Origin of the sequence: Microbacterium sp. NPDC089189 (genome assembly GCF_040685095.1) — a bacterium.
Lineage (GTDB): Bacteria > Actinomycetota > Actinomycetes > Actinomycetales > Microbacteriaceae > Microbacterium.
Genome location: NZ_JBFBHG010000009.1, coordinates 52,569 through 76,216, shown reverse-complemented (window position 1 = coordinate 76,216; position 23,648 = coordinate 52,569). Strand labels below are relative to the sequence as shown.

Below are 23,648 nucleotides of genomic sequence, written 5' to 3'. Positions count from 1 at the left end.
CTTGTTGCGCGGCGCCCTCCGCCTGATGCGTGGGCTCTCTTTATCCGCGGCCGATCCAACGGCAACCGCACAAGTCTACCAGCCGCGGTGCCTCGCGGCGACCGCGCGTCCGCCCCGCACCGCGCCGGCCGCACGACGACATCGGACGGCCAGCCGTCGGCGGTTTCCGGACGTCGTTGTCGCCGGGGGCGGGATGGCGATCCGGGCAGAACTAGAGTCGCTCCGTGTCCTCCCTCCCCCGGCCCGCCGACGTCGCGGCGCGATCGTCGACGATCGCCGTCCAGTTCGTCCTGACCGGCGTCATCTGGGGGTCGAGCTTCCTCTTCATGAAGATCGCGCTGACCGGGATCTCCCCCGCGCAGGTCGTCTGGTCGCGGCTGACGCTCGGGGCGATCACGCTCGGCATCTTCGTGGCGCTCCGGCGCGACCCGCTGCCGCGACGGCTCGTCGTCTGGCTGCACATGAGCGTGCTCGCCCTGACGTTCTGCGTGATCCCGTTCCTGCTGTTCTCGTGGGCGCAGCAGCACGTCACGTCCGGGCTCGCCAGCATCTACAACGCGACGACGCCGATCATGACGGCGGTGATGGCGTGGGCGGTCTTCCGGGTGGAACGGCTTCGGCTCGTGCAGATCGCGGGGATCCTGGTGGGCGTCCTGGGCGTCATGGTGATCATCGCCCCCTGGCAGGGCCTGGACATGTCGCAGAGCCTCATCGCCCAGCTCGCCATCCTCGGCGCCACCGTCTGCTACGGCTTCAGCCTCGCGTACATGCGCCGCTTCGTCGCCGATACCGGCATGAGCGCACTCGTCTTCTCGTTCCTCAACATCGGCATCGCCGCCGCCGTGATGGTGGTGCTCACCCCCGTGCTGGCGCTCACGCCGGTGCGTCTGGACGGGGCGATCATCGTCAGCCTCGTCCTGCTGGGCTGCCTCGGCACGGGCGTCGCGTACATCTGGAACCAGAACGTGCTGCGGGCGTGGGGGCCGACGCGGGCCTCGACCGTCACCTACATCACCCCGCTGGTGGGCGTCCTGCTCGGCGTCATCGTGCTGGGCGAGCCCGTCACCTGGAACGAACCGGTGGGAGCCCTCGTGGTCTTCGTCGGGATCCTCCTCGCCCAGAACAGGCTGCGCCTGCGCCGGGCATGACGAAGGGCGGATGCGATCCGCATCCGCCCTTCGGAAGAGTCAGGCCGCGACAGCGCCCTGCAGGTCGAGCTCGATCGTGACGTCCTTGCCCACGAGCACGCCGCCGGTCTCGAGCGCCGCGTTCCAGGTCAGACCGAAGTCCTCGCGGTTGATGACCGTCTTCGCGGTCGCGCCGGCCTTGTAGTTGCCCCACGGGTCGGTGCCGAAGCCGCCGAACTCCAGCTCGAACGTGACGGGCTTGGTGACGTCCTTGATGGTCAGGTCGCCGTCGACGAGGAAGTCGCCCTTCTCGACGCGCACACCGGTCGAGACGAAGGTCATGGTCGGGTAGGTCTCGACGTCGAAGAAGTCGGCCGAGCGGAGGTGGCCGTCGCGGCCCTCGTCCTTGGTGTCGACCGAGGTGACGTCGACGGTGGCCTCGACACGGGCCTCGAGCGGGTTCTCGGGGGCGATGATGGTGGCGCTCTTCACACCGAAGGTGCCGCGCACCTTCGAGATCATCATGTGGCGCACCGAGAAGGTGACCTCGCTGTGCGACGCGTCCAGCGTCCAGGTGCCGGCCTTGTAACCGGGGATCTCGATCGTGGTCTCGCTCATGGTGTCTCCAAGTCTTCGGCCGCGCTTCTCGCGGCATCAGAGACAGTCAACAGGATGATCGGCCGATCCATTCCATCGCATGTAAAAATTCTCGGCGAACACATCACGACGCGACGATGCCCCCGGCGCCGAGCACCGGGGGCATCGCAGGGGATATCGAGGTCAGCCGACCTGCAGCAGGTCGATGATGAAGATGAGGGTCTTGCCGCCGAGGAAGTGGCCACCGGCCGGGCCGTACGCCAGGTGCGGCGGGATGACGAGCTCGCGGCGTCCGCCGACCTTCATGCCCGGGATGCCGTCCTGCCAGCCCTGGATCAGGCCGCGCAGCGGGAACTGGATGCTCTCGCCCCGGCCCCACGACGAGTCGAACTCCTCGCCCGACTCGAACTCGACACCGGCGTAGTGCACGGTGACCGTGTCGCCCGGCTTCGCCTCGTCGCCGTCGCCCACGATGATGTCGCGGATGACGAGATCGGTCGGGGCGGGACCGGCGGGAGCGTCGAACTCGGGCTTGGTGCGGTTGTCAGTCATGTCTCCATCCAAGCACGCCGAGAACGCGTGCGCACGACGCGGGCGCGCACGCGACGGGTCTTGACACGGCACCGCGGGTCGCGCATCCTGGGCTCAGATCAACTCAGCGCTCGGGAGCACGCAGGCATCGCCGCGGCACCGGGCGCTGAGTCTGTGCAGGGGCACTCACCCGAGACGCGCGCCGGGGCGTTCGCGGATGCGTTCGCGCAGCGTGGTGCCGGCGGCAGGCGCGAGCCGGCCGCGCTCGGCCAGCCGAGAGAGCACGAGCTCCCCGAAGCCCTCGACGTCGCGCGTGCCGAAGACCGGCTCGAGCAGGAACCCGTCGAGCCCCGTCTCGGCGGCGAGCCGCTCGACCTCGTCGGCCACGCGGTCGGGGTCGCCGACGACGCGGAAACCCCGCGTGCCGCGGCCCCGCAGTTCGTCGAGGATCTGCCGGACGGTGGGCGCCGGGCGGCCGTCGCCGCCCAGGAAGCGTTCGATGTTGCTCGTCCCCATCTGCCCCACGGCACCGCCCGCCTCGAGCGCCTGCGCGAGGGTCAGGTCGGGGTCGAGAGTCAACAGGTCGATCCCGGTGTTGCCGGCGTAGAGCGCCGCGACGATCTCGTCGGTCTGCATCGCGGAGAACTCGCCCCACAGCCGCTCGGCCTCGTCCTGCGTGTCGGCGACGATCGCGGTGAGCCCCGCCATGATGCGGATCTCGTCGGGATCGCGTCCCGCCTCGGCGGCGAGGCGGCGGATGTCCGCCACCGCGCGGGCGGTCTGTGCGGGTGTCGTCCCCTGCACGAACACACCCTCGGCGTGCGCGGCGGCCAGCGCGCGCCCCGGCGCCGAGGTGCCCGCCTGGAAGATGACCGGCGTGCGCTGGGGCGAGGGCGGCGCACCGAAGTACCCGCGGGAGCGGTAATAACGTCCGTCGACCTCGGTGCGGTGGATGCGAGCCGGGTCGATGTAGACGCCCGCCTCCGCGTCGCGGAGCAGCGCACCGTCCTCCCAGGAGTCCTCCCAGTAGCTCCGCGCGAGCGACACGTACTCGTCGGCCATCGCGTAGCGCACGTCGTGCGGCACCATCTCGGGGTGGCCGAAGAGCTCGGCGACGGCGTTCTGGGATGCGCCGGTGACGACGTTCCAGCCGATGCGCCCGGCGGTCAGATGATCGAGCGTGCTGAACCGCCGGGCCAGGGGCAGCGGGTGGTCCATCCCCGTCGTCGCCGTGACGACGAAGCCGAGTCCCTCGGTCTCACGCGCGAGGACCGGGATCAGCGTCGACGGGTCGAGGCCGGAGAAGTTGATGGCCGCCGAGAGGCTCGCCGCGCTGATGTCGCCGTTCTGCATCGGGTACCCGAAGCCGTCGGCGAAGAAGAGGAAGTCGTACCCGGTGCGGTCCATGATGCGGGCCATGCGCACCCAGCGCTCCGGATCGAGATAGTCCGCAGCATCGCTGAGGGGGTGCGCCCAGCTGAAGGTGCCGCCGACGTGCGGCGCGTACACCTCGAACACGCCGAAATGGAGAGAGGACATGCGGGCTCCCGTCGCTGCTATGAACTGATCGGTTCACGGTAGCGCCCGCGTGTTTCCGCGACGTGACGCGCGGCGTCGGCCGGGGTCAGAGCGCGAACAGCGCCGCGCGGGCGGTGACCGTGCGCTCGAGCAGAGCCCGCTCCTCCGCCGCCGCGCGCGGATCGCGCCCGGAGATGACGCGCTGGCGGGCGGCGGCGAGCGCCGTGGCGTCGGAGATGAAGGTGCGCATGATCGGCACGCGGTCGCCGCGGAGCGTGCGCGCCCACGCGATGGCGGAACGCCGGCCCGCCCCCGTGGCGAGCATGTCGACCTCCTGCGCGGTGAACCAGCCGACGGCGGCGTACTCCCCCAGCCGGGCCCGCGTGAGACGCGCCTCCTCGCGTCGGAGCATCACGATCCCGACGACGAAGACGACGAACAGCGGCACCTGCAGCAGGGCGTAGAGCGCGAAGAAGTCGCCGAGCAGCGCGGAGCCGTTCCAGAGCGCATGCAGCGCGATCGCTCCGACGAGGCCCAGCAGCCACGGACCGAACGCACCGCCGGCGCGCGCGCCGCGCCGGGCGGCGAGGCCCACCGCGAAACCGGTCACGGCGGTGAACATCACGTGCGCGAAGGGCGACAGCATCCCGCGCACGAAGAAGGTGGCCGAGGCGAGTTCGAGGCCGCCCTCGAGGAACGACTGTGCGAAGTACTGGATGTTCTCGGTGAAGGCGAACCCCGCGCCGATGAGCCCGCCGTAGACGATGCCGTCGACCGGCCCGTCGAAGAAGCGGCGGGCTGCGGCGAAGATCAGCAGCACACCGAGCCCCTTCGCGACCTCCTCGACGATCGGAGCCTGCACGACCGACTGCAGGAACTCCGCCCAGGGCGCGGTGCTGCGTCCCACGCTGAGCACGATCAGCAGATCGACTCCCAGCGCGACGGCGACCGACACGATCGCCCCCCAGCCCAGAGCGATGATCACGAGCCCCCGGGGCTCCGGCTCCCACCGGTCGACCAGACGCAGCGCCCACAGGACGCCCGCGAGGGGCACGAGGGCGAGCACCGCGCCGAGGATGGAGGCGGCGGGCCCGATGGCCCTCAGGAAGTACCCCACGAGGACGACCAGGAGCACCACGAGGAGGGCTCCCACCCAGATGTACAGCCCCCACGCGCGCTTCAGTGCGGGCGGCACGGGGGCCTGCGCGACGGCGGGGGCCGCGATTACGGATGGCGCGGCGTGCGCGGGTTGCGCGAGCGTCGAATCGAACCCGGGGGGCGTGGTGGAGGGGCGGTGGCGCGCGGGGTCACCCGGGGAACTCATAGCGACAGCCTAGGGTCGCACCCCGGTAGCGTGGAGTCATGCGCTTCGCCCATGTGAGCACCGACGCCCATCCGGATCCGCGCCTCGTCATCGTCGACGGCGACCGAGGGGTCTTCGTCGATCGCCTCTTCGAGGGCGCTCCCTCGCAGCTGGAGCCGCTGATCGCCGGGGGCGATGCCCTGCTCGCCCGGGTGCGCGAGGCCGCCGAGGGCCGCGAGGGCGACATCGATCTCGACACCGCCGTGTTCGCGTCCGCCGTCCTCGCTCCGCCCGTCATCATGGCGATCGGCCTGAACTACGCCGCGCACTCCGGGGAACTGGGTCTGAAGACCGACCAGACCCCCACCGTCTTCGTCCTGTGGCCGAACTCGTTGACCGGCCACACCGCGACCACGTCGTGGCCGCGCACGCTCAGCGAGTCCGTCGACTACGAGGCAGAGCTCGGCGTCATCATCGGCACGCCGGCGAAGGATGTGGCCGCCGCCGACGCCCTCGACCACGTCTGGGGGTACACGGTCGTCAACGACATCACGGCCCGCGACATCCAGTTCTCGGAGGCGCAGTGGTCGCGGTGCAAGTCGTTCGATGGCTTCACTCCCACCGGCCCCGTCGTCGTGACCGCCGACGAGATCCCCGACCCGCAGGACCTCCACATCTGGGCCGTCGTCGACGGCCACACGGTGCAGGACGCGTCGACGGGCCAGATGGTGCGCAGCGTCGCGACCCTCATCGCGCACCTGTCGCAGTCGGTCACGCTCCTGCCGGGCACCCTCATCTCGACGGGCAGCCCGGGCGGCGCCGGATACTCGCGCGACCCGCAGATCTTCCTCCGCGACCGCTCCACCGTCACGGTCGGCGTCGACGGCATCGGCGCGTTGACGACCCACTGCCGCATCCTCGACTGAGCGGATGCGGCCGGCCCGTCACTCGGGCTGCGGATGGGCCGTCGTGTCGATGATCGGGATGGCGGCGGTGACCGCCTCGAGTCCCGACAGCCGCGCGGGCGAGAGCTGCTTGGCGACCTCTTCGCGCCCCATGAGCCCGGCCTCCACCACGAGGTCGGCCACATTGCGTCGGGTCAGGAGCGCGGTCTTGGCCAGCGCCGCGGCGGCCGCGTAGCCGATGAACGGCGTCAGGGCGGTGATGACCCCGACGGAGGATCCGACCATCGCACCCAGCCGGTCGCGGTTGGCCGTGATCCCTTCCACGCAGTTGACGCGCAGGGTCCACATGGCCTGACGCATCCAGGTGATCGACTGGAAGATCGAGTGGGCGATGACGGGCTCGAACGCGTTCAGCTGCAGCTGCCCGCCCTCGACGGCCATCGTCACGGTGGTGTCGGCGCCGGCGACGGCGAAGGCGACCTGATTGACGACCTCGGGGATGACCGGGTTGACCTTGCCGGGCATGATGCTGGAGCCGGCCTGCCGCGCCGGGAGGTTGATCTCGCCGAAGCCCGCCTGGGGTCCGCTCGAGAGCAGCCGCAGGTCGTTGCAGATCTTCGACAGCTTGATCGCGTTGCGCTTGAGCGACGACGAGAACGACATGAAGGAGCCGGTGTCGCTCGTGGACTCCACGAGGTCGACCGCCGTCTCGAGGTCGAGCCCCGAGATCTCGCGCAGGTGCCGCAGCACGGCGGCGCCGTAGTCGGGGTGGGTGGTGATGCCGGTGCCGATCGCGGTGGCGCCCATGTTGATCTCGTGCAGCAGGTACGCGTTCTCGCGCAGCCGCATCTGGTCGGCGCCGAGGGTGGAGGCGAAGCCGTGGAACTCCTGGCCGAGCGTCATGGGCACGGCGTCCTGCAGTTGCGTGCGCCCGACCTTCAGCACGTCGCGGAACTCGACGGCCTTGTCGAGGAACGCCTGGCGCAGCAGGCCGAGCTCGTCGAGGAGGCTCCCGAGGCTCAGCGACAGTCCGACCTTGATGGCGGTCGGGTAGACGTCGTTCGTCGACTGGCTGCGATTGGTGTGGTCGATCGGCGACAGGAACGCGTAGTCGCCCTTCGGGCGCCCGGCGAGTTCGAGCGCGATGTTGGTGATCACCTCGTTCGCGTTCATGTTGGTCGAGGTGCCCGCGCCGCCCTGGATCACCCCGACGACGAACTGGTCGTGGTGCCGCCCGGCGATGACCTGCTCGGCCGCGCGGTCGATGAGATCCGCCCGTTCGGCGTCGAGCGCGCCGATCTGGCGGTTCGCCCGCGCAGAGGCCTGCTTGACCATGGCGAGCGCGGTGATCAGCTCGGGGTACACCGAGATGGGGCGTTTGGAGATCGGGAAGTTCTCCAGGGCCCGGGCGGTGTGGATGCCCCAGTAGGCATCGGCGGGGATGGGGAGCTCCCCCAGTGAATCGGTCTCGATACGGGTGCGCGTCTCTGCGTCCTGAACCATGCGTGTGTCCTTGTGGGTCGTCGGCCGGATCCTCCCGAGCCTAGACGGGACTCCGCGCGCGGCGAGTGGCCCTGGCGTACACCGCAGGGCTGTGATCCGCCGACGCGGCGAGTGCCCGCGTCAGCGCGGCGGTTTGCGCGAGAACGCCTCGAGGCGTTCGGACGGCGTGAGCCGCGACATCCGCTCGACCCACTCGGGCGAGAAGAACTCGGCCGTGTCGGCCTCGACCACCGGCACCACGGCCGAGGTGACCGTGTCGTCGTAGACGTGCACCAGATGGAACGACTGGCCCGCATCCATGCCGTTGACCGATTCCGCGGGCCGCGCGAGGTTCATCGTGTAGCACGTGGCCGCGGCGACCGTGACCGGGATGCCGGCGAACGTGCCGGACGTCGAGTAGTGCAGGTGCCCCGCCAGGATGCCCCGCACGTCGGATCCCGCCAGCACCGCCGCCAGGCGCGGCTGATCGCGCAGCTCGAGGATGTCGAAGAACGGGATGTGGCTCGGCAGCGGCGGGTGGTGCATGGCCAGCAGGGTGCCCAGGGGCGCGGGCTCGGCGAGCACGTCGGCCAGCCAGCGCAGCTGCGCGTCGTCGATGTCGCCGTGATGCCACCCGGGCACGCTCGTGTCGAGCACGACGAGGCGGAGGCCGTCGAGGTCGTGCACCGCCGTCACGGGTTCCTCGGTGGGCGCGCCGCCCAGCAGTCCCTCCCGGAGCGCGCCGCGCTCGTCGTGGTTGCCGGCGACCCAGACCAGCGGCGCGCCCCACCGCGCCGCCGCCGGCTCGAGGATGCTCCGGAGCGCGGCGTACGCCTCCGGCTCGCCGAGGTCGGTGAGGTCGCCCGTGCAGACGACGGCATCGGGGCGGATGCGGATGCGATCGATCGCGGCGACGGCGCGCTCCACGCCGCGGCGCGTGTCGTACCGACCACCGAGCGGCGCGTCGCCCGCGAGCAGGTGGGTGTCGCTCAGGTGCACGATCGTGCGGCGGGCCGGCGGATACTGACCGAACGGCGCGGGGGCGTCTCCGTCCGCCGCAGACGTGTCGAAGCTCATGCCCTCAGCCTAGGCCGGGGCCCGGACCCCTCAGTGGCCGACGATGATCAGCAGGAGGCCCGCCAGCACCGCGAGGGCGCAGACGCCGAACGCGGCGTAGGCGCCGACGAGGGCCGCACGGCGCTGGCCGGCAGAGAGCGGGCTGCGCTTGGCCGCCTTCAGGGCGGCCTTCGCCGCCCGCGCACGCTGCTTGTCGGTCATGACGGTGATCGCATCGGTGAACTCGGCGGGGCCGACCACCGGCGCCCGACCCGCGCGCACGAGCAACCGCAGCCCGAGGGCGTAGGACCCCACGACCAGGACGGCGCCCAGGAGAGCCGCGACGAAGACCTGGACGAAGGCCAGCCAGTCGATCGAGATGCCCATCAGCTCCGGCCCCCTTCATCCGCCCCGGTGCGTTCCTTCTCGAGTCGGCGCTGCCGGCGGGTGGGCGGCGGGTTGCGCGTGACCTTGACGGCGCGCCCCGAGTCGGCGACCTCGCTCATCGCATTGCCGGCGTCGACCCGGTCGCGGCGCGACCGCAGGAACAGGAACAGGACGATGGCCACGGCGAGGACGGCGTCGATGAGGATGCCCCACGTTCCCAGCCACGCCACCACGCCAGCGGCGAGCGCTCCCACCAGCCCCGCGGCGGGCAGGGTGAGCAGCCAACCGATGGCGATGCGCCCGACCGTGCCCCAGCGGACGACGGAGCCGCGGCGCCCGAGACCCGATCCGATGACCGAACCGGAGGCCACCTGCGTGGTCGAGAGGGCGAAGCCGAGGGCGCTGGAGGCGAGGATGGTCGCCGCCGTCGACGTCTCGGCCGAGAAGCCCTGCGCCGGCTTGACGTCGGTCAGGCCCTTGCCGAGCGTGCGGATGATGCGCCATCCGCCCATGTAGGTGCCGAGCGCGATCGTGAACGCGCAGGCGAAGATGACCCAGGTCTGCGGATCGGCGTGCGAGGCGTCCTGCCATCCGGCCATGATCAGCGCCAGCGTGATCACACCCATCGTCTTCTGCGCGTCGTTCGTGCCGTGGGCGAGGGCCACGAGCGACGACGAGAAGATCTGCCCCCACCGGAAACCGTCGCGGCCATCGGGCTTGCCGTCGTAGCGGCGCGTCATCGCGTAGGCGAGCTTGGTCACCACGATCGCGATGACCGCGGCGGTGAAGGGGGCGATCAGCGCCGGCAGGATGACTTTGCCGAGCACGACGCCGAAGTCGATCGCCATCACACCGACGCCGACCAGCGTCGCGCCGATCAGGCCGCCGAAGAGAGCGTGCGACGAGCTCGACGGGAGACCCAGGAGCCACGTGAGCATGTTCCAGGTGATCGCACCGATGAGTCCCGCGAAGATGAGCGGGAGGAACTCGGTCGGGGTGATCTGGTCCTCGCGGACGATGCCGTGCGAGATCGTCTTCGACACCTCGGTCGAGAGGAAGGCCCCCACGAGGTTGAGGCCCGCGGCCAGGAGCACCGCGACCTTGGGCTTGAGCGCCCCCGTGGCGATGGGCGTGGCCATCGCGTTCGCGGTGTCGTGGAAGCCGTTCGTGAAGTCGAAGAACAGCGCGAGTCCGATGATCAGGACGACGATGAGTGCTGCGGTTTCCACCGTTCGCTTTCGGTGAGGAGTCGGGCAGAGATGCCGACCTGATCGGCGGTGCGAACGAAGAGTTCACCGTGCGGACAGCTGCCGTTCACCGGAGCCCCACGGAATCCTTACACCGCGTGGCGCGTCGGTCAACTCGACACCCATCCGATCGGCGGAGCGATCCGAACAACTCCCGACGGCATGCGCGTGCGTGCGGGAGGATGGGCATCATGGTCGCTGAACGACGCTGGCCGTGGCTGCTGCGAGCGGGAGTGGCCGGGATCGTCTCCGCGGCCGCGTTCCTGGGCATCGCAGAGCTCACTGCACTGCTGCTCTCGCCCGGCGCGAGCCCGCTCGTCGCCGTCGGTTCGTTCGTCGTCGACATCGTCCCGCAGCAGGTCAAGGAACTGGCGATCGCCTGGTTCGGCGCCGCCGACAAGATCGTGCTGCTGGGCAGCCTCGGACTCGCCGCCGCCGTCGGCGCGGCGATCGCCGGTATCGCGGAGTGGTGGCGACGGCCGGTCGGCTCCGTCCTCTTCGCCGTCGTCGCGGTGGCCGTGGGAGCGGCGCTCGCGACCCGCGCCGGAGCGGGAGCCCTCGCCGTCGCCCCCGCGGTGACCGGCGGCATCGTGGCCCTGATCGTGCTGCACATCCTCATCCGCGCCCTCCGCACCTGGAAGGACGCCCGCGCGGCGGAGGCATCGGCCGAGGACGAGAGCACGGGCACCGGACGTCGCACGTTCCTGCGGGTGGCCATCATCACGACCGCGGCGGCCGTGGTCGTCGGCACCGGCTCACGGCTGGTCAGCGCCACCACCTCGTCGATCCAGGCCATCCGCGAGGCGCTGCGCCTGCCCGCGCCCCGGTCGCGCGTCACGATCCCCGCCGGCGCCGAACTCGACGTCGAGGGGATCTCCCCGCTCTTCACTCCGAACGCGGACTTCTACCGCGTCGACACCGCGCTCACCGTCCCCCAGATCGACCCCGCCGAGTGGCGGCTCGTGATCGACGGCATGGTCGAGAACGAGATCGAGCTCACGTTCGACGACCTGCTGGCGATGGGCCTGGACGAGTATGCCGTCACCCTCACCTGCGTCTCGAACGAGGTGGGCGGAAACCTCCTCGGAAACGCCCTCTGGCAGGGCATCCCGGTGCGGGATCTCCTGGCCCAGGCCGTGCCGAGCGCGGATGCCGACATGGTGCTCTCGCGCAGCATCGACGGGTTCACCGCATCCACCCCGCTCGAATCGCTCACCGACGACGGGCTCGACGCCATCCTCGCGGTAGCGATGAACGGCGATCCCCTGCCCCTCGAGCACGGGTTCCCGGTGCGGATGGTCGTGCCGGGCCTGTACGGCTACGTGTCGGCGACGAAGTGGCTGACGCGCCTGACGGTGACCCGCTTCGACCAGGACGAGGCCTACTGGACGCCGCGCGGCTACAGCGAGCGCGCACCCATCAAGATGTCCTCGCGCATCGACACCCCGCGGGTCGACGCCCCGGTCGACGCCGGAACCGTCGCGATCGGCGGCGTCGCGTGGGCGCAGCCGGTGGGCGTCGGGCGCGTGGAGGTGCAGATCGACAGCGGCGACTGGCAGGAGGCCACGCTCTCGGCCCCCATCAACGGGCAGACGTGGGTGCAGTGGATGCTGCCGTGGGAGGCGACCGCGGGCACGCACAACCTGACCGTCCGCGCTTTCGACCTCAACGGCGATCAGCAGATCGAGGAGCGCGCGCCCATCGCTCCCGACGGCTCGTCGGGATGGCAGCGCACGCTCGTCACGGTGCGCTGAGCGAACGGCCGCACCGGGCGCGCCCCCGGGCATGCAGGGGCCGCTAGCGTGGGACGGTGACCGAGTCCCCCGCACCCGCATCCGCCCCCGTCGCCGTCCAGAAGCCGCAGACCCGCACCCACCACGGCGATGACGTCGTGGACGCGTACGAGTGGCTGCGCGACAAGGAGAACGCCGAGGTCGTCGCCCACCTCGAGGCCGAGAACGCCTACACCGAGGCGCGGACGGCGCACCTCGAACCTCTGCGCGAACGGATCTTCCAGGAGATCAAGGGACGCACGCTCGAGACCGACCTCTCGGTGCCCACGCGTCGCGGCGACTGGTGGTACTTCTCACGCACCGAAGAGGGCAAGCAGTACGGCATCCACTGCCGCGCGCCCATCGCCTCCCCCGACGACTGGACCCCACCGGTGCCCGAGGGCGCCCTGCCCGGCGAGGAAGTGCTGCTCGACGGCAACGCCGAGGCCGACGGCGAGGAGTTCTTCTCTCTCGGCACCTTCGAGGTCTCGAGTGACGCGCGACTGCTGCTCTACGGCATCGACGTCGCCGGTGACGAGCGGTACACCCTGCGCGTGCGCGACCTCGACACGGGTGAGACGCTGCCCGACGTCATCGAGGGAACCTTCGCCGGTGCGGAGCTCTCGCCCGACGGCCGGTTCATCGTCTACTCGACCGTGGATGAGGCCTGGCGCCCCGACACCGTCTGGCTGCACGAGCTCGGCACCCCCGTCGCCGACGACACGCAGCTGTTCCACGAGCCCGACGACCGCTACTGGGTCGGCGCCGGCTTCACCCGGAGCGACCGGTACCTGGTGATCGGACTCGGCTCCTCCATCACCTCCGAGGAATGGCTGGTGCCCGCCGACGACCTGCGCGCCGAGCCCCGCGTGGTGTGGCCGCGCCGCGAGGGCGTCGAGTACGACTCTTCGCACGCGGTCGTCGACGGCGAGGACGTGCTCTACATCCTGCACAACGACGACGCGCTCGACTTCGAACTGGTGCGGGTGTCGGCATCCGACCCGCAGGGAGAGCGCGAGATCGTCGTGGCGCACGCGCCGGGCCACCGACTGCTCGGAGTCTCGACCTTCCGCGACTGGGCGGTCATCGGCTACCGCCGCGAGGGCCTCGCCCGTCTCGGGATGCTCGACTACACCGACGGCGCCGTCTCCGAGATCGTCTTCGACGAGCCGCTGTACTCAGTGGGCACGGCCGGCAATCCGGAGTGGGCGCCGCCCCTCATCCGCCTCGGCTACGGCTCGTTCGTGACGCCGTCGTCCGTCATCGACTACGACCCGGCCACGGGCGAGCGCACGCTGCGCAAGCAGCAGCCCGTCCTCGGCGGCTACGAGAGCACCGACTACGCGCAGGAACGCGTCTGGGCCACCGCGCAGGACGGCACCCGGGTGCCCGTCTCGCTGGTCTGGAAGCGATCGTTCGGTGAGGCCGGGGCCGCGCCCCGCCCCATCCACCTGTACGGCTACGGATCGTACGAGCACTCGATCGAGCCGTTCTTCTCCGTCGCCCGACTGTCGGAGCTCGACCGCGGCGTCATCTTCGCCGTGGCGCACGTGCGCGGCGGCGGCGAGATGGGCCGACAGTGGTACGAGGACGGCAAGATGCTGGCCAAGCGCAACACGTTCACCGACTTCGTGGACAGCGCACGGCACCTGATCGACAACGGCTACACGACGCCCGACCGCCTCGTCGCCGAGGGCGGTTCGGCGGGGGGCCTGCTGATGGGCGCCGTCGCGAACCTCGCGCCCGAGCTGTTCGCGGGCATCGTCGCCGACGTGCCGTTCGTCGACGCGCTGACAACGATCCTCGACCCGTCGCTGCCCCTCACCGTCATCGAGTGGGACGAATGGGGCGACCCGCTCCACGACGCCGACGTGTACGCGTACATGAAGTCCTACAGCCCGTACGAGAACGTGCGCGAGGGCGTCGCCTACCCCCGCATCCTGGCCGTCACGTCGTTCAACGACACCCGGGTGTACTACGTCGAGCCCGCGAAGTGGGTCGCACGGCTGCGCGAGGTGGGCGCCGACGCGCTCCTGAAGTGCGAGATGGTCGCCGGGCACGGCGGTGTCAGCGGCCGCTACAACGCCTGGCGCGAGCGCGCGTTCGAGCTCGCCTGGCTGTTCGACGTGCTCGGCGTCGACTGAGTCCCATGTCCCACTTTTCGCTCGCCATGTCCCACTTTTCCCCGCCTAGCGCCCGCGCAAGCGGGGAAAAGTGGGACATGGCGGAGGTGGGAGAACCTCACAGGCCGGGATGCCATCCGGCGGAACGCAGCGCATCACGGACCTTGGCGACAGCGATGCCGTGATTCCCACGCATGTGGTGCCGCATGATGCGCACGTGCATCCAACCCTCGTGACGGATGCGGTCCCAGCGGTCGGCGTCTTTCGCGAACTGCGCACCGTCGAGCTCATGGATGCGGCCGTCGTACTCGACGCCGATCTGCCAGCGCGGGTAGGCGAGGTCGAGTTCTGCGACGAAGCGTCCGCCGACCCCGCGCAGCACGAAGGCGACGACAGGCTCAGGCAGCCCCGACCGCACCAGCGCCAATCTGAGCTCGGTCTCCTTCGCCGACCTCACGCCGGCACGCACGTCGCGCAGCGCCCGTCTCAGGATGCCGCTGCGCGTGTCACCCATGAGCTCGACCTCATCGCGTAGGTCCTCGCCCTCCACCTCGAGCGACGCGCTCGAAACGAGGAAGTCCCCCGCCGCGATGAGCGCATCCAACGGCCAATGGGTTGCCGCCTGACGCCACGCCCGGACCGGATGCTCGACACGCAAGCCGTCGGCGTTCTCGATGGTGGCAGGCTGCCTCACCTGCAGTCGGTGTCCGACGACCCCGACGACCCGCGGCTCGCGAGCCGGACGGTGCGTCGACACGTGGAGACCCGTGGTGGTCAGCGACGGACCGGGTGCGCCGATGAGCAGCAGAGCCGTTCCGTGGCTGAAGAACTGCCCGTCGGCGAGTCGAGGCGCATACTCGCGACACGTCTCGAACATGGTCCGAGCAGCGGCGACGTCGCGACGGGTACGAACGCCCGGAAAGGGCGCTCGCAGATCCGAGCGGTCGAAGCGCGCTCGCGGAAGTCCGATCTGGAGCCCCTCGCGTATGGCGAAGACCGGCGGGAGGTCGTCTGGCAGCGGATGCGGGTGCGGCATCCTTCAGGGTGTTCGGCCCACCGGAACCGCGATGGGCCGTCACCGCGCCGAGGGGGCGACGCTCCGCATCCGCGGGCCTGTGGAGGACCCGTCAGCGTCTCGGCCCCATCGCCATGTCCCACTTTTCCTCGTCTGAAGGGACCCCAGACGAGGAAAAGTGGGACATGCAGACCGAAAAACGGGACATGCCCGACCGGGTTCAGCCGAAGAGCGCGGCGGCCTCTTCGTAGCGGTACTCGGGAACCGTGTTCAGCTCGCCCAGGGCCTCGGCGAACGGCACGCGCACGATGTCGGTGCCGCGCATGGCGACCATCTGGCCCCAGGCGCCCTCGACGATCGCGTCGGCGGCGTGGAGGCCGAGACGCGTCGCGAGCACACGGTCGAATGCCGACGGCGAACCTCCGCGCTGGATGTGGCCCAGCACCGTGGCGCGCGTCTCGATGCCGGTGATGCGCTCGATCTCGGGCGCGAGGACCTCGCTGATGCCGCCGAGGCGCGGGCGGTTGAAGGCGTCGAGGCCCTTGTCGCTGAAGGCCTCGTCCATGCCCTTGAGCTTGAAGCCCTCGGACACGACGACGAGCGGGGCGCGGCCCCGGTCGTGGGCGCGCGAGACCTGGTCGACGATCTCGTCGAGCGAGAGCGGAACTTCGGGGATGCAGATCACGTGCGCGCCGGCGGCGATACCCGCGTGCAGCGCGATCCAGCCGACGTGGCGGCCCATGACCTCGGCCACCATGCAGCGCTGGTGCGAGTCGCCGGTGGTGCGGAGACGGTCCATCGCGTCGGTGGCGATGTTGACGGCCGTGTCGAACCCGAACGAGTAGTCCGTGGCGCGCAGGTCGTTGTCGATCGTCTTCGGCACGCCCAGCACGTTGATGCCGTCGTTGGCCAGACGGTTGGCGGCCGCGAGGGTGCCTTCGCCGCCGATCGCGATGATGCCGTCGATGCGGTGACCGTAGAGGGTCTTCGCGATGTTCTCGGCGCCGCCGCGGGGACCCTCGTAGGGGTTGGTGCGGCTCGTGCCGAGGATGGTGCCGCCGACCTTCGACAGACCCTTCACCTCGTGACGGGTGAGCGGGAAGAAGTCGGCGTCGACCACGCCGCGCCATCCGTCGCGGATGCCCACGAACTCGAGGTCGTAGGTCGTCGTGCCCTTGAGGACCACTCCGCGGATGACCGCGTTGAGTCCGGGGCAATCGCCGCCGCTGGTGAGAATACCGATCTTCATGCTGGAGTCCCTGCTTTCCGGGTGTTGCTGCTCCGGGGAATGGGCGACGTCGCCTCACCGACACTATCGCCCCCGCGGGGGCCTCCGCATCCGCCCGACCGTGCTTAACGCACGCGACGGACGGATGCGGCCGCCCTCACGCGGCGCCGAGCGCCGAGCGGGTGAGGTGCATGAGCGCCGACAGCTGCACCGAATCGCTGGATCCGGGCTCGACCGCGTGGCCGTCGAGGGCGCGCAGCGACAGACCCTGCTTGGCGTCGATGAGTTCGGCGATCTTGGTGTCGATCGTGTGCGCGGCGATGATGCGCCACGCGGTGACGGGCTCGTCCTGGCCGATGCGGTGCACGCGGTCGATCGCCTGCGTCTGCTCGGCGGCGGTCCAGCTGAGCTCCGCCAGCACGACGTTCGACGCCGCCTGCAGGTTGACCCCGACGCCGGCGGCGGTCAGCGAGCACACCGCGACCGCGACCGACGGGTCCTCGTTGAAGGCGTCGATGGCGTCCTGGCGCGCGATGGCCGTCTGGTCGCCGCGCAACGAGACCGTCTTGAGGCCCGAGGAGGCGAAGTGCGCCTCGGCGGCGTCCATGACGTCGATGTGCTTCGCGAAGAACACGACCTTGCCGACCGAGCGCTGCAGCTGCACCGTGTAGTCCGCGGCGAGGTGCGCCTTCGCCTGACCGATGCGGCGCACCATCGTGAAGACGTTCTCGGAGCCGGATGCGGCGGCCTTCGACTCGTCGAGCTCGTGCTGGGCGACCAGGCGCACGATGTCCTCGTCGACCTCGCCGGGCATCAGCCCCCGGTCTCCGCGGGCGTCGATGATGCGGCGGTACCGGCCCGCCAGACGCTCGCCGAGTTCGCGCTCGGCCTGGCGGATGCCGCGACCGAACTCGTCGTCGAGCTCCACGGGGAGATCAGCGATGAGCTTGTCGGGCAGGTCGGCGGCGACGTCGGTCTTACGTCGACGCACGATGCCCATCGAGATGACGGCGCTGCGCGCCTGCGGGTAGAACGCCTTGTCGGCCGGCGTCAGCCCCGTGTCGTCGAGCTTCGCCATGAGCTCCGGGCCCGGCTTCTCGCCCGTCGTCCAGTCGAGGAAGCGCCAGATGGCGTCGAAGTCCTCGACGTCGTTGATGAGCGGCGTACCGGTGAGCGCCAGCATGAGCGGGTCGTGGCGACGCTCGCGGATGCGGGCGGCGAGCGCCAGCACGTTGCGCGAGCGCTGCGACGACAGGTTCTTGATGAAGTGCGCCTCGTCGACGACCATGCCGGCGAGCCCCAGCGAGCTCAGCCACGACAGGTGCCGGTCGAGCACCTCGTAGTTGACGATGAAGACGTCCGCGAACGCGTCGATGTTCTCGCCGTCGCCCTGGATGACGGTGGCGCGGCGCTGCGGCGTCCACCGGTGCACCTCGCGCGCCCAGTTCATCTTGACGACGTTGGGGACGACCACGAGCAGCGGGTAGGCGTTGGCGACGGATGCGGCCAGCACCGACTGCGCGGTCTTGCCCAGACCGGGCTCGTCGGCGAGGAGGAAGCTGCGGTGTCCCTCACGCACGGCCTCGAGGAACCGCGACTGGTGCGGCATGACCTCGAGCCCCTTGGGGGAGAGCCGGTCGAACTCGGGCACCGGAGGAAGCTCCATGGTGGCCGAACCGCCGCCCGCGCCCATCTCGAACGCCTTGTAGAGGGGGCCCATGAGCTCCCAGTCGTCCAGGCGCCGACGCGGGGTCTGCGCGGCCACGGGACGCGAGAGGTCCGGCGGGAGGAACGGGTTCGACATCTGCCGCGCCTCGACCTGCGGGGGCATGACCTGCCGCTCGGCGAGCGCCGCGGGCACGACGGGGCCGGCGACCGGCGCGACGTCGGTGATGATGAGCTCGTCCGGGGCGAGGTCGGCGCCCGACTCGAGCAGCCAGTCGCGCCGCATCCGCTTGGCGACCGGCGAGGTGGCCTGGTCGACCTCGAGCAGCTGGATGAGCGAGGTGTCGCGTGCCGCGGTCTTGGCGAGGATGGTGGCCACCCCGTCGAGACGCTTCAGCAGCTCGGCCCGCGCCGCATCCGCGATCGATCCATCGCCCTTGACCCGCGCGCGTTCCTCGCGCACGAGGAAGGCGATGACCTGGAACTTCACACGGTTCGTGGGTCCGAGCTTGCCGCGCTGCGACTTCGCTTCGACCTCGCGCACCTTGCGCGCGAGGATCGGGATGACAGGTGCCTCGTCGTCGCGTCGAGCGGACGAGGACTTCTTGCGGCGCTGCGACGCCGGGGCCGTGGTCGGCATGCTCCTCCTGAGCGTCGGGTTCGCGAACGAACCGTCGACCGATGTTTCGAGTGTCCCGCCGGCGGCTCGGTGCCGAAACGAGGCGGTGACATCGACCGACGGAGCCGAAAGAGCGAATGCGGCATCCCGGTCGAGTGCCGCCAGTTTACGCCATCACCGCGCCGATCGCCGCCGCTCAGCCCCAGAGAGTCCGGGCCACGTCCTGCGTGTAGCCGTCCGGGATCGTTCCGACCCACGAGGTCGCGACCCACCCGTTCCCGCGGAGGAAGTGGGATTCGGTTCCCGACGCGCACAGGATGCCGCCGTCCGCGTCGGCGCAGGTGAACCCGTTGACGGCCAGAAGGTCCTGGATGCGGGGCGCATCAGCCGGGTCGACGATCGTGACATTCGTCGAGATGCCCAGCTCGCTGGGCACACCCCACGTGCAGCGGAGCGTCGGGACGCCGGACTCGATGAGCTGCAGCGCCGCCTCCACCTGCGTGGAGGTGAGCGTGATCCCCGGGTCGTTCAGCGGCGGCACGGCCGCATCGAGGCCGGCACGCATCGCGGAGGAGTACAGCGCATCGCAGTCCGCCGGCAGGGTGATCTCGAGCGCCTGCGGGCGATCCGTGGCCGCCGGATCGTCCGTCGCCTCGGGAAGCGGCGTCGCGTTCGGGGTCGTCGTCGCGACGGGCGTCGGCGCGGTGGACTCCGCCGGCTCCGGCACGCACCCGGCGAGGGCGACGGCCGCGCCGGCGACGACGAGCGAGATGAGCAGAACGCGCGCGGAACGGATCACGACATACCTCCGGGGTGGATTCTCTTCGACCCTAGACGTCGACGCCCCCGGCGCCCCGTCGCCGCACCGCGCCGATCGCCGCCGCCCCTGCTGTGGAGAGGGTTTCTCCCCCTGTCGCACCCGCCGACGCTCCCGCGGACGTAGGTTGGGCCTCATGACCGCGGCCTCCTCATCCACGACGAGCGGCAGGGTCGTGCTGACGGTCGCCATCCTCGCGTCCTTCGTCTCGTTCCTCGACGCCACGATCGTCAACGTCGCGCTCCCGGCGATCGCCCGGGACCTGGGCGGCGGGCTCGCCACCCAGCAGTGGGTCGTCGATGCCTATCTGGTGACCCTCGGCGCCTTCATCCTCGTCGCGGGATCGTTGAGCGACGCGTTCGGGCGCGTGCGGATCCTGCGTATCGGCCTGCTCCTGTTCGGCGCGGCATCCCTCGCGTTGGCGTTCGTCCCGAACCCCGCGTGGCTGATCGCGTTGCGCGCGGTGCAGGGCGTGGGCGGAGCACTGCTCGTGCCCAGCTCGCTGGCGCTGATCACCGCCCGGTTCCAGGGCGCGGAGCGGGCGAGGGCCATCGGCATCTGGACGGGCGCGACGACGGTCGCCACCCTCATCGGCCCGCTGGCCGGAGGGATCCTCGTCGACCTGCTGTCGTGGCGGTGGGTGTTCGCGATCGCCGTGCTGCCGGTGATCCCGACCCTGATGCTGCTGCGCCGCCTGTCGGACGAGCACGTGCCCGGCGCGCGCATCGACGTGCCGGGCGCCCTGCTGAGCACGAGCGGGCTGGGCGTGCTCGTGTTCGCGCTGATCGAGCAGCCGCGATTCGGATGGGACTCCCCCTGGGTCTGGGGCGGCGGGCTGCTGGGCCTGCTCCTGCTGGCCGGCTTCGTGTGGCGTCAGCGCGTGGCGCCCGCGCCGGTCCTGCCGCTGGGACTCTTCCGCGCCCGCAATTTCTGGGCGGGCAACCTCACTACGCTCTTCGTGTACGCCGGGCTGTCGCTGAACGGCCTGATCGTGACCCTGTACCTGCAGCAGTCCGCGGGGCTCTCGGCCACTCTCGCCGGCCTCGCCGGGCTTCCGCCCACCCTCGTGATGATCGCGTTCAGTTCCCGCGTCGGCACCTGGGCAGGCCGGGTCGGTCCCCGCCTGTTCATGACGCTCGGACCCGCGCTCATGGCCGGCGGCGCCCTTCTGCTGCTCAGCGTGGGCGAGGACTTCGACTACCTCACGCAGATCCTGCCGGGCATGCTGCTGTTCGGGGTGGGGCTCACCCTCACGGTGGCCCCGCTCACCTCCGCCGTCCTGGGATCGGTCACCACCGACCGATCGGGGATCGCCTCCGCGGTGAACAACGCGGTCTCCCGCGTGGCGGGTCTGCTGGCCGTCGCCGTCATCGGCGTCGTGATCGCCGGGTCGCTCGATCTCGCCGGCTTCCACCTGGCGATGATCGTCACCGCCTCGCTGATGGCCGCGGGGTCGATCGCCGCGGCGTTCGGCATCCGCAATCCGGCGCAGCCGGCTCCCGATCAGAGCGCGTCGAGCACCTGACGCACCCGCGCCACGTCGTCCGACATCTGACGCGTGAGCGCGTCGATGTCGGAGAAGGCCACCATGCCGCGCACGCGCGAGACGAACTGCACCTCGACGTCGTGACCGTAGAGATCCAGCGCGCTCTCGTCGAGCACGTAGGCCTCGACCTGACGGTGCGCCACGTCGTCGAACGTGGGGTTGGTGCCCACCGAGATCGCGGCCGGGTAGCGGATGCCGGAGCGCAGCCCCGAGGCCTCGTCCACCAGCCACCCCGCGTACACGCCGTCAGCCGGCACGAAGCCCTCGAGACGGGGCGACAGGTTGGCCGTCGGGAACCCCAGCTCGCGCCCGCGCTTGAGCCCGTGCACGACCTCGCCCCACACGGCGCTCGGGCGGCCGAGGAGCTTGGCGGCGGTCTCGACGTCGCCGACCGCCAGGAGCTCCCGCACCCACGTCGACGAGACGCGGCGTCCTTCACCGATCGAGCGCACGTCGTCGACGACATCCACGTCGAAGCCGAAGGTGCGTCCGAGATCCGCGAGCACCTCGGGGGTCCCCTCCCCGCCGCGACCGAACCGGAAATCGTTGCCGACGAGCACGGCGCAGGTGGCGAGCGGGGCGACGAGGACGTCGCTCACGAACTCGCGCGCGCCGAGCGCCGCGAGCGCGTCGTCGAAGGTGAGGACCATCACGGCATCGATGCCGGTGTCGGCGAGCAGGCGGAGCTTCTGGGTGATGCCCACCAGGTCTTCGGGGCAGCGCTCGGGACGCAGCACGGCGAGCGGGTTCCTGTCGAAGGTCACCGCGACGACCTTCGCGCCGCGCTCGGCAGCATCGACCTTCGCGCGCTCCAGCAGGACCCGGTGCCCGGCGTGCACGCCGTCGAACTTGCCGATCGCGACGACCGAGGGGCCGAACCCCTCGGGCACCTCGGCCGGACCACGGAAAACGATCACCAGACGGACCTTTCGACGGCGACGGCCGCGGGGACGGGAGCGGGGCGACCCGGTCGATGGGTCGCCAGCCACCAGAGTCCCACGAACGGCAGGAAGAGCGGGACGAACACATACCCCGACCCGAACCACGACCAGACGGTCTCCTCGGGGAAGAGGTCGTGGCGGAACAGGCTGTACGAGCCGACGATCAGCACGCCGGCGAGTTCGAAGACGATCGCGGCCCAGGCGACGACGTACCAGACACGGGATGCCGAGAAGATCAGCGCGAGCGTCGCGAGGATGTAGACGAGCGCCGACACCCCGGAGAGCACGAACGCGAGCGGCGCGGAATCGAACCGTTCGACGATCTGGACGAGGGAGCGCCCCGTCGCCGCGAGCGCGAGCACGCCGTAGACCGCGACGAGTACTCGGCCGAGACCGGTGATCCGAGAGCGGGTCGGTGTTGCCATGACAGACCAATCCTAGGTCGCGCGCGGCACCGGCAGGTCCGGGTCACACCCCGGGCAGGGTCCAGATCGTGTGCATGCGCCACACCATCACGGCCACCGCGCCGGCGGCGACGCCGAGCACGACGGTGCTCCAGCGGCTGCGCTCCAGCAGCGCCCACACGACGCCGACCGGGGGCAGGAGGGCCGCCGACACCAGGTACACCCAGAACTCCAGCGCGCTGCCGACGGGCGGATTGCCCGTGAACGGCGCGACGATCGCCACCACGATCTGCGCGACGAGCAGCAGTTCGACCAGCGCCAGCGCGCCGACCGACAGATCGGAGGGGCGGCGTCCCGCCAACCCCAGCACGACGCACAGGAGGGCGGCGACGCCCGCCACCGCGACTTGCACGAGACTGAACCACAGGGTCACGCCGACACCTCGGGCATGTTCATGGTGCTCTTGAGGTCGGCGCCGCGGCGCTCGATCACGCCGACGAGTCGCCCCTCGGGGTCGACCGCCGCGCCGCGCTCCCCCGCCAGCCGCGAGCCCGCGCCCGCGAGCCGCTTGCCGTGGCGCAGATCGCGGGCCTCGTCGGCGTCGACGTCGACCCGCGGCATGGCGCGTTCGGCAGCGGCGGCCGCATCCATGAGACCCTCGACCGACAGGTCGTCGAGGGCCGCCGCATCCGCGACGTCGAACGTCCCGATGCGGGTGCGCCGGAGGGCCGTGAGGTGGCCGCCGACGCCCAGACCGGCGCCGAGATCGCGCGCGAGAGCGCGGATGTAGGTGCCGCTCGAGCAGTCCACGACCGCGTCGATGTCGATGCCGTCCGGGTGGCGGCGCACCGCGAGGACCTCGAACCGGGACACCGTGACCTCGCGGGCGGTGAGCGTCACCTCCGCGCCCTCACGGGCGAGGTCGTACGCGCGGCGCCCCGCCACCTTGATGGCCGACACCGTGCTCGGCACCTGCGAGATCGGCCCCGTCAGCGCCGCGACGCCCGCCGCGATCTCGTGGTCGCCGACCGCGGCGAGGCGAGCGGCATCGGCGCGCTGCGTGATCTCGCCCTCGGCGTCGTCCGTGTCGGTCGTCGCTCCGAGGCGGATGGTCGTCGTGTAGGTCTTGTCGAGCCCCACCACGAAGGTGAGCAGCCGCGTCGCTCCTCCGACGCCGAGCACGAGCAGCCCCGTCGCCATGGGGTCGAGGGTTCCGGCGTGACCGATCTTGCGGGTGTTGAGCGCGCGGCGGGCGCGCGAGACCACGTCGTGGCTCGTGATGCCCCCGGGCTTGTCGACGAGCAGGATCCCCACCGGCGCGCCCTCCGGACGCGATGGATCGGCGGACGGTGACGCGAACATGCA

The 23,648-nt window shown here is 70.8% G+C and carries 21 protein-coding genes; 5 read left to right on the top strand and 16 right to left on the bottom strand.

All coding sequences use genetic code 11. From position 1 onward, the window contains the following. Positions 1 to 224 precede the first annotated feature (224 nt). Entirely contained in the window at positions 225 to 1,148 is a 924-nt protein-coding gene (locus tag AB0N73_RS07130; protein ID WP_363561824.1) for a DMT family transporter, read from the top strand. Positions 1,149 to 1,187: 39 nt separating this feature from the next. Here AB0N73_RS07130 and AB0N73_RS07125 read toward each other — a convergent pair whose 3' ends face one another. The 4 genes from AB0N73_RS07125 to AB0N73_RS07110 form a co-directional block, all read right to left on the bottom strand. After that, positions 1,188 to 1,745 carry a YceI family protein gene (locus AB0N73_RS07125; RefSeq protein WP_363561822.1) on the bottom strand — a complete coding sequence of 186 codons (558 nt, stop codon included), beginning with the start codon at positions 1,743 to 1,745 and terminating at the stop codon, positions 1,188 to 1,190. Positions 1,746 to 1,907: 162 nt separating this feature from the next. Beyond that, positions 1,908 to 2,276 carry an FKBP-type peptidyl-prolyl cis-trans isomerase gene (locus AB0N73_RS07120; protein WP_363561820.1) on the bottom strand — a complete coding sequence of 123 codons (369 nt, stop codon included), beginning with the start codon at positions 2,274 to 2,276 and terminating at the stop codon, positions 1,908 to 1,910. 165 nt (positions 2,277 to 2,441) lie between these two features. After that, complete coding sequence (locus AB0N73_RS07115) at positions 2,442 to 3,794, bottom strand: NtaA/DmoA family FMN-dependent monooxygenase (protein WP_363561818.1); 1,353 nt, start codon at positions 3,792 to 3,794, stop codon at positions 2,442 to 2,444. A gap of 85 nt (positions 3,795 to 3,879) precedes the next feature. Beyond that, complete coding sequence (locus AB0N73_RS07110) at positions 3,880 to 5,097, bottom strand: PrsW family intramembrane metalloprotease (RefSeq protein ID WP_363561816.1); 1,218 nt, start codon at positions 5,095 to 5,097, stop codon at positions 3,880 to 3,882. A 38-nt stretch (positions 5,098 to 5,135) separates the two neighbouring features. Between AB0N73_RS07110 and AB0N73_RS07105 the strand changes: the two genes are divergently transcribed. Next, positions 5,136 to 6,002, top strand: a complete 867-nt coding sequence (locus tag AB0N73_RS07105; protein ID WP_363561814.1) for a fumarylacetoacetate hydrolase family protein — start codon at positions 5,136 to 5,138, stop codon at positions 6,000 to 6,002. An 18-nt stretch (positions 6,003 to 6,020) separates the two neighbouring features. Here the strand turns inward: AB0N73_RS07105 and AB0N73_RS07100 are convergent, their stop codons facing one another. From AB0N73_RS07100 to AB0N73_RS07085, 4 genes are all read right to left on the bottom strand, one after another. Beyond that, a complete protein-coding gene (locus tag AB0N73_RS07100) occupies positions 6,021 to 7,484 on the bottom strand; it encodes an aspartate ammonia-lyase (protein ID WP_363561812.1) in 1,464 nt (487 codons plus the stop codon). A 120-nt stretch (positions 7,485 to 7,604) separates the two neighbouring features. Beyond that, complete coding sequence (locus AB0N73_RS07095) at positions 7,605 to 8,540, bottom strand: phosphodiesterase (RefSeq protein WP_363561810.1); 936 nt, start codon at positions 8,538 to 8,540, stop codon at positions 7,605 to 7,607. A 30-nt stretch (positions 8,541 to 8,570) separates the two neighbouring features. Further along, positions 8,571 to 8,906, bottom strand: coding sequence for a peptidase (locus tag AB0N73_RS07090; RefSeq protein WP_363561808.1), 336 nt, complete (start codon positions 8,904 to 8,906; stop codon positions 8,571 to 8,573). Beyond that, positions 8,906 to 10,135, bottom strand: coding sequence for an inorganic phosphate transporter (locus AB0N73_RS07085; protein WP_363561806.1), 1,230 nt, complete (start codon positions 10,133 to 10,135; stop codon positions 8,906 to 8,908). The genes AB0N73_RS07090 and AB0N73_RS07085 overlap by 1 nt, the downstream gene beginning before the upstream one ends. 209 nt (positions 10,136 to 10,344) lie before the next feature. On the opposite strand from AB0N73_RS07085, the gene AB0N73_RS07080 reads away from it, so the two are divergent. Beyond that, complete coding sequence (locus tag AB0N73_RS07080) at positions 10,345 to 11,907, top strand: molybdopterin-dependent oxidoreductase (RefSeq protein WP_363561804.1); 1,563 nt, start codon at positions 10,345 to 10,347, stop codon at positions 11,905 to 11,907. A gap of 56 nt (positions 11,908 to 11,963) precedes the next feature. Beyond that, positions 11,964 to 14,069 (top strand): S9 family peptidase, encoded by a 2,106-nt coding sequence (locus tag AB0N73_RS07075; RefSeq protein WP_363561802.1) that lies wholly within the window; start codon positions 11,964 to 11,966, stop codon positions 14,067 to 14,069. Positions 14,070 to 14,166: 97 nt separating this feature from the next. On the opposite strand, the gene AB0N73_RS07070 is transcribed toward AB0N73_RS07075, so the two are convergent. The 4 genes from AB0N73_RS07070 to AB0N73_RS07055 form a co-directional block, all read right to left on the bottom strand. Next, positions 14,167 to 14,925, bottom strand: a complete 759-nt coding sequence (locus AB0N73_RS07070) for a hypothetical protein (RefSeq protein ID WP_363561800.1) — start codon at positions 14,923 to 14,925, stop codon at positions 14,167 to 14,169. A 358-nt stretch (positions 14,926 to 15,283) separates the two neighbouring features. Beyond that, on the bottom strand, positions 15,284 to 16,312 hold the full coding sequence (locus AB0N73_RS07065; RefSeq protein WP_363561798.1) for a 6-phosphofructokinase: 1,029 nt from the start codon (positions 16,310 to 16,312) through the stop codon (positions 15,284 to 15,286). Positions 16,313 to 16,448: 136 nt separating this feature from the next. Further along, positions 16,449 to 18,596 carry a DEAD/DEAH box helicase gene (locus AB0N73_RS07060; RefSeq protein ID WP_363561796.1) on the bottom strand — a complete coding sequence of 716 codons (2,148 nt, stop codon included), beginning with the start codon at positions 18,594 to 18,596 and terminating at the stop codon, positions 16,449 to 16,451. A gap of 175 nt (positions 18,597 to 18,771) precedes the next feature. Continuing rightward, positions 18,772 to 19,374, bottom strand: coding sequence for a hypothetical protein (locus AB0N73_RS07055; protein WP_363561794.1), 603 nt, complete (start codon positions 19,372 to 19,374; stop codon positions 18,772 to 18,774). Positions 19,375 to 19,528: 154 nt separating this feature from the next. Between AB0N73_RS07055 and AB0N73_RS07050 the strand changes: the two genes are divergently transcribed. Beyond that, positions 19,529 to 20,917 (top strand): MFS transporter, encoded by a 1,389-nt coding sequence (locus AB0N73_RS07050; protein ID WP_363561792.1) that lies wholly within the window; start codon positions 19,529 to 19,531, stop codon positions 20,915 to 20,917. Here the strand turns inward: AB0N73_RS07050 and AB0N73_RS07045 are convergent. From AB0N73_RS07045 to truB, 4 genes are read right to left on the bottom strand one after another with little or no spacing between them, the layout of a single operon-like run. Beyond that, on the bottom strand, positions 20,896 to 21,855 hold the full coding sequence (locus AB0N73_RS07045; RefSeq protein ID WP_363561790.1) for a bifunctional riboflavin kinase/FAD synthetase: 960 nt from the start codon (positions 21,853 to 21,855) through the stop codon (positions 20,896 to 20,898). The genes AB0N73_RS07050 and AB0N73_RS07045 overlap by 22 nt on opposite strands. Further along, positions 21,852 to 22,304 carry a hypothetical protein gene (locus tag AB0N73_RS07040; RefSeq protein WP_363561788.1) on the bottom strand — a complete coding sequence of 151 codons (453 nt, stop codon included), beginning with the start codon at positions 22,302 to 22,304 and terminating at the stop codon, positions 21,852 to 21,854. The genes AB0N73_RS07045 and AB0N73_RS07040 overlap by 4 nt, the downstream gene beginning before the upstream one ends. Positions 22,305 to 22,347: 43 nt before the next feature. Next, on the bottom strand, positions 22,348 to 22,716 hold the full coding sequence (locus AB0N73_RS07035) for a hypothetical protein (protein WP_363561786.1): 369 nt from the start codon (positions 22,714 to 22,716) through the stop codon (positions 22,348 to 22,350). Continuing rightward, positions 22,713 to 23,645: a tRNA pseudouridine(55) synthase TruB gene (gene truB / locus AB0N73_RS07030; protein WP_363561784.1), complete on the bottom strand. Its 933-nt coding sequence runs from the start codon at positions 23,643 to 23,645 to the stop codon at positions 22,713 to 22,715. Before truB ends, AB0N73_RS07035 begins: the two co-directional genes overlap by 4 nt. Positions 23,646 to 23,648: the final 3 nt, after the last annotated feature.